Raw genomic sequence first — 12,717 nt, forward strand, 5'->3', positions numbered from 1 at the left:
TTCATTTTAAGTTAGGTTACAATCAGCAAAAGGCAAGAATGCTAAGATGATGAACAAAATGAATAATTACTCCCCAAATTGGTATCTTTTGCATAAGTTATTGGTTGATGAAACACCTGTGTTCACTCGGGATAGACTCTGGACTTACAAAGAGCATCAGCATGCCAGAGCGCTCGCGATCTATCTTGCGCACGCCACTTTGGCAACCCCTGTACTTAACAAAACAACTATAGCTGAACTATTATCTGGATCGAGAGGCTGGCCATGTAAAGATGGTAAGCACCATTTTATACAAACTAACTGTTCGCTTGATTTCCTCGAGGATGCGGGATTTTTGTCATTTTACGCTGACTGGTGTAGCGTACATTGTCAACATCCTTGGCAAACAGAAGTGCTCGATGACAGTATTATCGATATTTTGAACACAGCGGAACAGCTTAAACAGATACGGCTTGGCTTGAATGATTTTATTGAACCACACTTTTGCATAAATGTTAACGAACTTACAGCACTATTAAGTGAAGAATTTGGCAACGTTTCTCTGGAAACATTATTACCACTATGTACGCGGATAAACGACGCTGTCAGTGTTGCACCTGAGACCTCAAAATTCACTCCTCTTCATAGTACTTATCTCTGGCAAACTCTACTTGAGAAGTATCCTGCGAAGGAGGCGTTTAGACGCTGGATGCTATGTATACAAGTACAGGGAAGGGCTATTGTTCCTGTACTATTTAGCCTTCTGGAAAAGAAGCAAGAGGAAATGTTTTTTGAAGAAATTGAAAGGCTCTTATCATCAGAACTCTCATCGTCATATTCATTGAAAACTATATTCAAACAAGTTACAAATTCTCAATATTTCCGGCAACTTGTTGAGTCTCGAACTATACAATTTAATGTATCCCTGAACGAGGATATGCCTGAAAGTGTAATGAAGTCAGGAATATCAGCTACTGGAAATATAACGGCTCAGGATTTAGATGCGCTATATATGTATCCTGCAGGAGATGACCCCGATGAAATGGAGGCTTTTGAAAAATGGGAACAATTCGGGTATGAACTTGGACTGTCGATGCCCTTAACATGGTTGATCCAAGAGTGTTTGATTCATTCAATCTATATTGACAGACGATGCCTCAGAGGTTCGTCTTTTTCATTAAATCTGCTTGTAATGGCTAAAAACAATCCGGTTTTAAGGCACATCTTGTTTAATATCCTACCACAACGATTCAACTGGACGTATATGCTATTTCTGTTATCCCGTGCCGATACTTGTGATACAGCCTTAGTTCATTTGATCAGTAGGGGAACGCTTCATTCGCTCTTGAGCAGTTATTCTGGGGCTGCGGGTATTGAGAAAACCTACAGGGAAGCGCTTTTAAAAGAGTATTTACGAACAATTGAGGGCTGTGATGCCAATGGGCAACGTCTACTGAAGATTGCATATCATATCGCTGATTTATGTGGTTTCTATAATGACAATTATATTGATTCGCCAGAATACAGAATATTAACTTGCCTACTGCAACGTCTTGACGATGCGAGTGTGCTGCAATTGGTCAGTTCTTTCATTAAGCAATTAGAAGAGCAACTACCTCGACGAGTTTTGAGGCTTAAAGAAAGAAGTATTTACTATATTGGGTTTTGGCTCGCTGAGCGTATTGAAAAAGTGGAGGGAAATCATAAACAAAAGATTCAGCAAGAATTGTGTACCTGTTTGTATACCTTCTATCAAACAGCCTTTGAAGAATGTTTTAGTGGAAAGCGCCGAGATCTTGAACCTGGCGCTTTTTTTGCCTCCTTACCATGGGCAAGTCTGATTGCAGTAAAAGGAGCTAGTCCTTTGCTTTCTATGTCAGTGAGGATATTAGATTGGAAAGATTCACTGACATATGAAAATAAAAACTGGTCGGCAGTTGCTTCTGCTATAAGACATTACATGCAGACTTTGATGTGTGTTGTTAAGTGCAAAATTGATGTCATTGAGCAGAAAAGGGTTTGGCGAAAAGTAACAGAAATAGTGTGTTCGTATGGGTTTGGAAAACAGGAAGGTAGGGTATATATATTTGATAGATATATTACTGATAATGCTAGGGATTTATGGGTGGCCTTTAGTGTTTTTTTGAATAGTATCCCCGATGATCTCTATGTTGATTTTATCGAACAGTGTAAAGAGAGAATTCCAGTTAGCTCCTTGTACATCATGCTTGACCATTGTCATATCTTGGCTAGAGAGCAGGTTTTGCAGGATATTATTTTAGCTCGTCGAGATCTGGATAAAGAAAATTTAGGTCTCAATGATCTTGAATTAGCATTCATATCGGCATGTGACAATAATCATTTAAAATTAGCTTGGGGGGTCTTGCAGGCAGCAAAACCTATTCTTAGTCGACTTAGAAGTATGAAAAACATTGATTTACTAGAGCGTATTTGTCGATGGGAAGGATATGCTTATAAGTATGAACATTTAAGATTATTTATGGAGTTAAAAGATAATCCTGATGAATATATTAGGGCCTCTAAGTTAATATCTTTCAAGAAACCTGATATAGATTTATCTGAAAACAACATCCACTTTAAGAATTTGTCTTATGAATGTGACCAGTTTAGTCGTTACATTTGTGCAATAGCCTTGTATAAAAGCGAACCGGAGAAAAGTGTAAGTATAATGGAGTCCCTTTGTAGGACTAGTAAGAGCCTTCACCATTCCTTTGCCCTTTTTGTGGCAAGAATTGAATATGGCGAGAAAGTGGGGGATCTTTCACTTCTATCTCTCGCTCTTGATAAATTTCTCATATCTATTAAAGAGACGAAACCCCAAGATATTGGAACTCAGTGGGCAAGCCAAATACTGGATGCTATGCGGAAACTGAATTTTCAACATCAGGCTGATATTTTCTGGCGAAAATTAACGCCTGAGCAGCGTAACACCAAAGAAATAATGCTGCCATATTGCCTTGCTCTTGTAGAACGAAACGAAGTCTGGGCAGCACAGCAGATCATTGATAATTATCGAAAATTAAATGCTGATATCGGTGACGATACCAGTCTAATGCCACTTCTTGAGAAGTTAAATAAGGCTCTTCCTGAAGAACCTGTTGTGACTGGTATTTTCAGGGCTATGGTTGAGTCACAGAAGAATAGTACATTCCAACTCGCCAAACAATACGGTTTGATCGTTAGTCGTAAATTTAACGAATATGTCAAAATTATTGGGAATGGCCAAACTACTGAGATTTTCTTGAAAGATGTGGTTATCAGCATTGGTCGTGAACTTCTGATGCGCAAAAAAAATCTTCAGCTTCAAGCTAGTAGGAGAGCAAAAGGTACAATAACCAGCCAGATTACTAATGAGGATCTGATTAATGATTGGTTTACGTCGTTGTTTGATATGCGTATGTCTGAAGCCAGGATTGGTTTTGGTGACCAGAAAAGGATGGGGCGCTCAGCATCGGGTCAAAGTATCGGAGAAATAGATGGTGTTATTAAGCACAGTGATAATACTAGAATTGCTATTTTTGAGGCTTTTCGCCTTTTCTCACTTGAAAAAAGGACTATTAGTGGGCATTTGGATAAGATTTCATCTTATGATAATGAGGGGCTAAGTCCGGTATTTATTATAGTTTACTGTGATATCGACGATTTTACGCAACTGACAAAAGATTATAAAAAATATGTTTCAGATATTAGTTATGCTGGTTTTACTGATAAAAAGAAACGTGTTGAAACGGTAGAGATAACTGACCAATTATGGCTTGGCAAGGAAGTTCGATACCGTGTGAAAGATATAGTTTTCTATCATCTCCTTCTGAATATGAGATAAAATTTAGCACCAGTGGGGGTAAGGCTTGAACTTACCACGAAGTTTGGATTTTCAGGTTTATATGCATGGATATTACCCTTATTCCTTACGGGCTAATTCTTCTTAGGGTTGAGAGAAAATGGACGAGGCATTAGTAACCTGTACTCCTTTGGTAAACACATGCAGGTGTAAGTGAGCTCCTCCCTGACCTTAGAGCAGGCGTTTGAAGCCTGTCAGATGAACAAAACGGCGTGGCTGGACCGTAAAGCCGAACTGACCGCCGCAGAGCAGGAATATCAGGAATTATTGCTGGATGACACGCATCAGGTTCCCGCAGATTACAGACATTGCGTGACCTGATTGACGTAAAAAAATGGGAGGTGAATCAGGCCGCCGGTCGCTACATCTTCTCGCATGAGGAGGTGCAACGTATCAACATCCTTAACCGGCTCCATGACTTTATGCAGCAGCACGGCGCGGAGCTGGCACCTGCACCTGCATTAAAAGCGACTTCTTTAGCGGGCTGGCGTGGCGGGGAGAGCATTGCGCGCTGGAAATATTATTAATTATTTTAAAAATGGAGGGGACTCCCCTCCAGATGTATAGTGATTATTTTAAAGTGAAGCTAGAATCGCTGGGGTCAACGCAGCGCCTTTGGCAACCTGATCATCCCCTCCTAGCTTATGGTAATGAGCTAATACAATATCAAGACTTTCATTAAATATAGCATTGTCGATGTTTATTTGATTTATTGTTGATAGTTCCTGTAAGATATTATCTTTGGTTCCTAAGTATTTTATGGCTGCAACCATCGCAACATAATATTTAATATTTGTTGTGGTTTTTGGATCTGGGGTGTATTTTTCTGTTTCTACTTTCAAAAAAGCTTCAGTAGCCTTTATAATTAGTATTACTTTTAAGTAGGTATCAATGGTGATATCTAGACTGAATATTTTTTTATATTCAGCATCAGAGTTGATAAGTGTTGATGGACGTGCCCTTGCACTATCAGGTCTGAACAATAATATTGTCATCATTGCTTGTGCAAGATACGCGATGCTTATGATTTTTGATGCTGGTTTTCCAAGGTTTTTGTAGAAATTTTTCTTTCTATCATAATAGAAATCATTGGCTTTCAAATAATCTTCAATGTTTCTATGAATTTCATCAGAACTGCGAAGGGATGCAGGTAAAATAGCTGTTTGGCTGTTGGTGGCACGGATTATTCTGTCACGTGCATCTTCATTTTCTTCACAGATTATTCTAATGAGAATAGACCTTTTATCATTTTGAGAATTCTCGGAATTGGAAAAGTGTCGGTATATTTCATGTGAGGTTTGGAGCCCGTTAACAATTTGTGGGTCTTCTATGGTTAATTGTTTTCCTGCGCTGACTGCTTTCGGTGTAATTATTGTAACGCCATTGTTCAAATACCAGAAGTCATCAGAGTTCATATTTTGAAGCGTCAGTCGAATTCCTGTGTTAACAGTTACACTTCCTTGGTAGTCTCGAACGTTTGATTCGAAAATACTTCGAGCTAATGCGCCATTATCGCTGATGAATTCATAATATTTTGTAAGTGAAGCAAGGCAAATGTAGCTACCTGCAGATGTGCTTATTGGCTGTTCTGATACCTCTAATATGCGTGAACTCGCTGGTATGTTTCTGCTCATTTCTAATAGAGTGGTAGCTCCGATGAAAGAGAAGTCGCAGACTGAACCACTAAATAATCCATGTATATCGTCACGTAACTTACTTGCTTTATCAATTACATTTTGATGAATGTCATTTTCAACACCTTGGGTTGCATAAAAGAATTTTATTAAAATCGTCGGGAATGTTTTTGCAAGTTTTGAATAAGCATTTCTGAACAGGCTAACTTTCTCGAGTAATAATGAGTTATATCGTTTTTTAAATTTATCGAGATCGTTACCTAAGTCAAATAAATCCTGAATGGTTTCTCGGAATTTAATTATTGCATCCTCTTTAAATGTTGAGGATGTTTTAGACTGAATTACTACCAATTCAATTTGGTTTTTTCTTGCTTGAGTATTAAGTTGAGTATCTTCTTTTTGTAGTTCACCATTAATAAAAGTAAATATAGAGTCAATGCCGCCATCACCACCATTTCCAACAATGCCATATTCAATGTCATCATAGGTAACATCGTAATCTTTGAGGATTTCTGACGCTGAGTATATTTCAAAGAACTCAGAATCTTTAATATCGACATCGAGTTCATTCTTTTTATCTTTAAGAATTTGTTCAAGTATTATTTGGTCATTTGTCTTTTTTGACATGTTAGACTCCCTTATCTTATTTGTTTGAACCATTAACATAGCATCCCCACCATGACATTATTTCAACACGTTGAGTAATATATGTTGACCGATTATAAGCTTTTCTTACTTCATTTCTATCTGTATGTGCTAAAGCAGATTCAATAACATCAGGGTTTAATCCTGCTTCATTCATAGCTGTACTGGCTATAGAACGCAATCCATGCGCTACTAGCTTACCTCCATATCCGATGCGCTTTATAGCCGCATTAGCCGTTTGACTATTCATTGGCTGCTTTGGATCATTTCTGCTGGGAAAAACATGTTCACGGTGAGCACTGATTGGCTTCATCACTTCCAGAATCTCTAATGCCTGAGAAGATAGAGGTACAATGTGCTCCCTCTTCGCCTTCATCCGTTCGGCTGGAATAGTCCAAAGCTTTGCATCGAGATCGATTTCTGCCCAACGAGCACCGGAGGCCTCAGAAGGGCGCACAAGCGTCAGGAGTTGCCATTCAATTAAACAGCGAGTCGAAACAGAGAGATTTGACATCACCAAAGAACGCATGAGTTTTGGTAACTCTTCTGGCCGAAGCGTCGGCATGTTTTGTTTTTTAGGCCTCTCAAAGGCCATCCCAACACCTGATGCTGGATTCGCATCTATCAGACCAGTGTTGACAGCATAAATCATTATCTCGTTAATGCGCTGCACCAGTCGACGTACAGTCTCAAGCGCCCCACGAGCTTTGATTGGCTCAAGAGCTTCAACCAGTTTCCGGGCTTTGATTTGCTGACCAGGGATCTCACCGATGGCAGGGAATACACCTTTCTCCAGTGAACGCCAAATGTCTTTTGCGTAATCAGGGGTGACGCTTTTGCTTTTGAGCTTGAACCAGTTAGCAGCGACCGTCGAAAAAATACTGTCCAGAGCGATTTGCTGCTGTTCCTCTGCAACTTCAGCTTGAATTTGCGGGTCGATTCCGTTGGCTAATAAGGCAAGGTAATCCGCTCTTAGTCCGCGAGCATCAGCAAGCGAAAGGGCGGGGAAAGCACCTAGCCCCATCATTGTCCGCTGTTTTGTCGCCGGACGTTGATAACGGAAGCGCCAGAGCTTTTTCCCGCTGGTTTTCACTATCAGGAAAAGGCCATCGCCATCATGCAGCGTTAGATCCTTCTCTAACGCTTTAGCGCGCAGAACTTCGGTGTTGGTCAGGGAGCGCGTTGTCCGTGCCACTGTGGCCGCTCCTTCATGAATTGGTATACGCTTTTAGGTATACATCCTACCGTATACCTAAACGTATACCAACAATCACCGGATTTAGCCGGATGTTCTCGGACAAGGACAGGCACAAAAAAGCCCGCATGGCTTGCGCCGTGCGGGCTCTTAGGACTTCATCGGATGACTCTGGTAATCACCGATGGAGAATTTTGGTGGAGCTGGCGGGAGTTGAACCCGCGTCCGAAATTCCTACATCCTCGGTACTACATGCTTAGTCTGTCTTTACATTCGCCTGGCACCTGCGGACGGACACGCCACTACCAGACTAGCCTGATTCGTTTTAACGCTTCAACCCCAGGCAGGGCATCCGCGCGATCTCTTTTGGGTTTGACCTCTCTTGATCCCCGTCCTAAGAGCGGAGGCTAGGGAGAGAGGGCTCTAAGCAGGTTATTAAGCTGCTAAAGCGTAGTTTTCGTCGTTTGCGACTATTTTTTTGCGGCTTTTTACGAGGCCAACCGCCCCTCGGCATGCACCTTGGGTTTCGCAAATCCCGTCGAATCCAGAATCAGCCCCAATGTGTAAGGTAAGTATAACAGACTTGTGACACGCGTGACCAGCCCCCGTATCTTCTTATCTTCAACGATTTACCGCTCGCGCAGCGCTTCTTTCGCGCGATTAAACGGTTTGATTAAATAGTCGACAATGGTTTTTTCACCGGTTTTGATATCCACCGTGGCGATCATGCCTGGAACAATCGAAAAACGGCGTCCTGATTTATTTTGTAGATAGTCCTGGTGGGTGCGGATAAACACGCGATAGTAGAAAATTTCCGGTTTCACTTTATCCTGAATGGTGTCCGGTGAAATGGTCTCCACCACGCCGTCAAGCCCGCCGTAAATGGCGTAATCGTAAGCAGTAATTTTAACCAATGCGCGTTGGCCGGGATGAATAAAGGCGATATCACGTGGCGAAAGGCGGGTTTCAATCAACAGACGATCGTCTACCGGCACTATCTCCATCATCTCGCCGTTAGGCGGGATCACGCCGCCAATCGTCGTGACCTGGATATTTTTAACAATGCCGCGTACCGGCGAACGCACGGTGAGGCGGGTGACGGAATCCTCGCGTCCTTTTAAAATGGCGGAGAGCATATCGACCTCAGCGTTTGCTTTCGATAACGCTTCGCGTGCCTGCACATAATATTGTGAGCGCAGATCGGTAATTTTTAAGCCTAAATCGCTTTTTTGTCGTTGCAGGCGTAGCACTTCAACATGACTGGCCGCGCCGCTTTTCTCCAGCCGCTGGGTAATGGTCAGCTCTTTATTAACCGACGCCAGCGCATCCCGTAGCTCGGCTTCGGTATCGGCCAGCTGCGCGCGGCGGCTTTTATAGAGACGCGTCTCTGCGGCAATCAGATCCGGCCAGCCGTTCAGCTCAGCGGGGAAGGCGAGAGGTAAGTCGCTGACTTCCGCGGTTAACCGTGCGCTGGAGGCGAGTGAAGCGCGATATTTTGCCGCACTTTCACCCACATTGGACGCCAGACGCGTCGGATCAAGCCGGGCGACAATCTGGTTAGCCTGAACTCTGTCGCCTTCCCGCACCGTCAACTGCGCCAGAATGCCGCCATCCAGCGACTGCAGAACCTGTTCGCGTGAACTGGGGATCACTTTCCCGTTGCCGGTGGAAACCTCATCCAGTCGGCCAAACCACGCCCAGATGCCGAGAATGAGAAATAACAGTGAGCAGATCAGAACAATACGACCCGCGCCGGAAAACGCCCGTTCACGCTGAATATCGGGATCGTCCATCGCGGCATCATGCTGATTGATTTTCATTTTTCCACTCCCGACGGTGACTTTGCATCCGATCCGCGTTAAGCGCCTGCGCTTTTGGCGCATCCATCACCAGTTGCCCTTCTTTCAGGACAACGACACGCTCAACCAGCTCCAGTATTGGTACCCGGTGCGTCGCGACGACCAAGGTACGATTGCCAAGCCACTGATGTAACCGCTGAATAAACTCTCGTTCCGTATGCTCGTCCAGCGAGGCGCTGGGTTCGTCAAGTAGCACAATATTGGGGGAGCGCAGCAGCATTCTCGCCAGCAACAGGGACTGACGCTGCCCACCGGACAGGCCGTTACCACCCTCCATAATGGGATGATCCAACCCTTTTGCCAGCCGCCTGACGAAGACGGCGCCGCCGCTGACTTCGAGCGCGTCAAAAATCTGTTCATCGTTGGCGTGCGGCGCGCCGAGCGTCAGGTTCTCTCGTAGGGTGCCGAAGAAAAGCCGCGCGTTCTGGCTAAGAAAGCCGATGTTGCGGCGTAAATCCGCCATATCGATGTGCGACAAGCTGAGATTATCAAGCCGGGCATCTCCCTGAATCATCTCCAGGCCACCCGCCATCGCCTGTAAAAGTGTGGATTTACCCGCACCGTTACGCCCCAGTATCGCAATCCGCTCGCCTGGCATGATCTCCAGACGCACGAGGCGCAACGGTATGCGTTGATCGTCGTTATGGTAACGAAACTGAGCGTTTTCAAAGAGGTAATGCCCGTGGAGGATGTCGCGGTGTATCAGGCTATCGTCATGCTGTGTCTCGGTGGGCAGTTGCATAATGTTGTCGAGACCCATCTTCGCCGCTTTCACCTGCTGCCAGCGCGCCAGCACGCCGCACAGGTTAGCCATTGGCGCGATCATCCGCGAGCCGAGCATCGACGCGGCGACCACGGCGCCGGTAGTCATACTGCCTTCAATGACCATCGGCGCGCCGAACATAATCACTGCGGCATACACCAGACTTTGTACCGACATCCCCCAACTGATAAGCCCTTGCGTGAGTTTGCGGGTGCGTAGACCCGACTCACCGGTAATACGGATATAGCTATTCCACTGCTGAAGAAAGCGGTTCTCCGCCTGCATCAGTTTAATATCTTCCAGCCCCTGAACGCTTTCGACCAAGACTGCATTGCGTAGCGTCGCTTCGTGGGCGGCCTGGTTGGCGAGGACAGCCAGTTTTTTTTGCAGTGCGACGCCCGGCAGGATCATCAGCAGAGCCGCCACGGGCGCTATCCATGCCAGCGGTGGGGCAATAATCGCCAGGACTACCATAAACAGGAAAAAGAAAGGCAGATCGACAATGGTCGCCAGCGTTGAAGAGGTAATCATCTCGCGGATCTGCTCCAGTTCGCGTAACTGCGAGATAAAACTGCCGGTGGAACGGGGGATAGCGCTGTTGCGCAGCCTTAACGCATGACCGAATACCCGATCGGAAATGCGCATATCGGCGCGTTTACCGAGCACATCCATAATGTGCGTACGCGCTTCACGCAGCAGAAAACCGAACAGCACCGCTACCAGCACTCCGAAGGAGAGCACGTACAGGGTAGGATATGACTGAGCGGGGATCACCCGATCGTAAACCTGCATAGAGAACACAATCCCGGCCAGCGACAGCACGTTAATCAGAAAGGCGGCGACCATTACCGGTAAATAAGGGCGAATATCCTGCAGAACCAGCTCGCGCATCCAGTCGGGTTTAAAGCGGGAGATATAGCGATCGACGCGGCTATCCTTGAGCGCCGATAGCGGGCGTAGCGCGGCAACATAGAGGATCTCCGGTAATAACTCGCTGAGCGTCAGGCGGTTACGCTGACTCTCTTCTTCAATCACAAAAACGTCTGCCGCATCTTCGCCATTAACATGTTCGATGACCAATAACTGCCCGTCCCGGAGCTCGACAACCAACGGCAATCGCCACTGACTAAATGCCGTTTTGTCTATGTCCGGCGCATGAAAGGATAAACCCGCCTGCCGCGCGAGCTGCGTTAAGGCGGTCGTTCTGCTTTTACCCCTAAACCACGGGGCGTTGGCCTGAATTGAACCGGGAGAACAGGCAACGCGATAATGACCGGCGACATGGCTGATGGCCTGCGCCCATTGGCTCAGCGCGCGCTCACTGAGTACCTCTTCTACATCGGGGGCGGCGCGGGTCATGGCTGGATCTCCACGGATTGAATGCTGCGATGATTTAACGCGAACGCCTGACGAAGCGCGCCGGTGTTATACAGACAGTTCAGTTGCAACTGATGCAACTGGCTTTCCGTTTGCAGTTCGGCAAAACGCGCCTGGTAAACCTCCTGCTCCGCATTAAGCACGTCGAGCAGCGGGCGGGAACCGAGGTCAAGGTATTGCTGCTGATACAGTTCGCGCGTGCGTTCGCTAAGCTGCTGTTGCCGACGAAGGATTTGTAACGCGCTGGCAAGACTCATTGCCTGGCTGCGCGCCTCCATCAGTTTCTGGCGGACATCAAGCCGGGTGCGCTGAATGGTCGACTGAGCCGCGTCTACCGCATGGCTGGCGGCGTTGCGTCGGGCAGTCAGCCCTCCGCCCTGATAAAGCGGCATCTCAACTTTCACCCAGGTGGAATACTGGGTTTTATCCAGCACTTCATGACTGGGATATTTATCATTAAGATAATGTTGTACAGAAGGTTCGAGCGAAATCGTCGGCGTCATCTGCGCGCTGGCATAGTCCAGATTCGCCCGCGCAACGTTGGCCTGCGCCCAGGCGGCCAGTACCGCGGGCACCAGTCGATCGTCGGGCGTCGCCGTCTCACAGCTGCGAGCGAGTTTCGCCGGGAAGTCATTATTGATGCCGTTAAGCGAATTCCAGCCCAGCCAGCTCATCAGTGAGGCTTTCGCACTGTCGAGATTGGCCTGATACTGCGCCAGTTGCGAGCGGGCGGATTCGATTCTGGCTTCGGTTTGCACCACGTCAGATAGCGACGTAGCGCCTTCATCGCTGCGCTGCCGGATAAGTTTACCGATGCCGTCCAGCGCGATGAGCTGTTCTTCCGCCGCTTCTACCATTTGCTGCCAGCTCTGCGTTTGTACAATGGCGTTGGCGGTTTCGTGCGCGACGGTATCAATACTGAGCAACACATTGGCCTGTTGCTGCGCTGCGCCTGCGGTTTCGGCGCGAACCTGGCTTGCCACTTTGCCGAAGTCATAAAGCATTTGCGATACCGACAGCACCAGCGAGGGGCTATACCCGTGATCGGTGTAGGTATTGCTGTACCCATTGTTCACGCCAGCGCTGATTTGCGGATAATATTTCGATTTGGCGACCTCTATTTGTTCATTCTGTGCGAGCAGTTTGCCGACGGCTTCGCGAATAGAAGGATGCCAGTTAACGGCGCGATTGACCGCGTCATTGAGCGTCAGGTTGCCCGGCGCGGCGGCGCTGAGCGGCAACTCAGCGGCGGAGCCATCCAGCGAAGGAAGCATCTGGTCCGTTGCTAATCCTTCGGATGTAATCATTGGCGGCGCTTCTGCGCCCCGGGGCTGGTGATGAAACAAAGCAAATGCCAGTACGATGGCGACAGGCGCGACTCTTCCCATAGTTTATCCCTTTTA

The 12,717-nt window shown here is 46.6% G+C and carries 6 protein-coding genes, 1 other RNA gene and 1 pseudogene; 2 read left to right on the top strand and 6 right to left on the bottom strand.

Annotation, left to right across the window (positions count from 1 at the left end; translation table 11 throughout):
- Positions 1-46: 46 nt before the first annotated feature.
- The gene (locus QEN32_RS05540) at positions 47-3,823 is read left to right on the top strand and encodes a hypothetical protein (RefSeq protein ID WP_265321983.1); all 3,777 of its coding nucleotides are present in this window, start codon (positions 47-49) and stop codon (positions 3,821-3,823) included.
- Between the two features lie 216 nt (positions 3,824-4,039).
- Positions 4,040-4,290: pseudogene (locus tag QEN32_RS05545) on the top strand (phage polarity suppression protein); the annotation flags it as partial.
- 126 nt (positions 4,291-4,416) lie between these two features.
- Here QEN32_RS05545 and QEN32_RS05550 read toward each other — a convergent pair.
- From QEN32_RS05550 to QEN32_RS05575, 6 genes are all read right to left on the bottom strand, one after another.
- Positions 4,417-6,102: an AIPR family protein gene (locus QEN32_RS05550; RefSeq protein WP_080189483.1), complete on the bottom strand. Its 1,686-nt coding sequence runs from the start codon at positions 6,100-6,102 to the stop codon at positions 4,417-4,419.
- 16 nt (positions 6,103-6,118) lie between these two features.
- On the bottom strand, positions 6,119-7,315 hold the full coding sequence (locus QEN32_RS05555) for an integrase domain-containing protein (RefSeq protein WP_265321984.1): 1,197 nt from the start codon (positions 7,313-7,315) through the stop codon (positions 6,119-6,121).
- A 195-nt stretch (positions 7,316-7,510) separates the two neighbouring features.
- Positions 7,511-7,873: a transfer-messenger RNA gene (ssrA, locus tag QEN32_RS05560) on the bottom strand.
- Between the two features lie 71 nt (positions 7,874-7,944).
- Complete coding sequence (locus tag QEN32_RS05565) at positions 7,945-9,108, bottom strand: HlyD family type I secretion periplasmic adaptor subunit (protein WP_000342601.1); 1,164 nt, start codon at positions 9,106-9,108, stop codon at positions 7,945-7,947.
- A 7-nt stretch (positions 9,109-9,115) separates the two neighbouring features.
- On the bottom strand, positions 9,116-11,296 hold the full coding sequence (locus tag QEN32_RS05570) for a type I secretion system permease/ATPase (protein WP_017442216.1): 2,181 nt from the start codon (positions 11,294-11,296) through the stop codon (positions 9,116-9,118).
- The gene (locus tag QEN32_RS05575; RefSeq protein WP_079984629.1) at positions 11,293-12,702 is read right to left on the bottom strand and encodes a TolC family outer membrane protein; all 1,410 of its coding nucleotides are present in this window, start codon (positions 12,700-12,702) and stop codon (positions 11,293-11,295) included. Before QEN32_RS05575 ends, QEN32_RS05570 begins: the two co-directional genes overlap by 4 nt.
- Between the last annotated feature and the right edge of the window lie 15 nt (positions 12,703-12,717).

It is taken from the genome of Salmonella sp. SA14318 (assembly GCF_029866905.1).
Taxonomy (GTDB): domain Bacteria; phylum Pseudomonadota; class Gammaproteobacteria; order Enterobacterales; family Enterobacteriaceae; genus Salmonella; species Salmonella enterica.

Bases quoted from the DNA above. Each gene is read 5' to 3' on its own strand.
- QEN32_RS05540 (WP_265321983.1), top strand. From the start codon at position 47: ATGATGAACAAAATGAATAATTACTCCCCAAATTGGTATCTTTTGCAT.
- QEN32_RS05550 (WP_080189483.1), bottom strand. From the start codon at position 6,102: ATGTCAAAAAAGACAAATGACCAAATAATACTTGAACAAATTCTTAAA.
- QEN32_RS05565 (WP_000342601.1), bottom strand. From the start codon at position 9,108: ATGGACGATCCCGATATTCAGCGTGAACGGGCGTTTTCCGGCGCGGGT.
- QEN32_RS05570 (WP_017442216.1), bottom strand. From the start codon at position 11,296: ATGACCCGCGCCGCCCCCGATGTAGAAGAGGTACTCAGTGAGCGCGCG.
- QEN32_RS05575 (WP_079984629.1), bottom strand. From the start codon at position 12,702: ATGGGAAGAGTCGCGCCTGTCGCCATCGTACTGGCATTTGCTTTGTTT.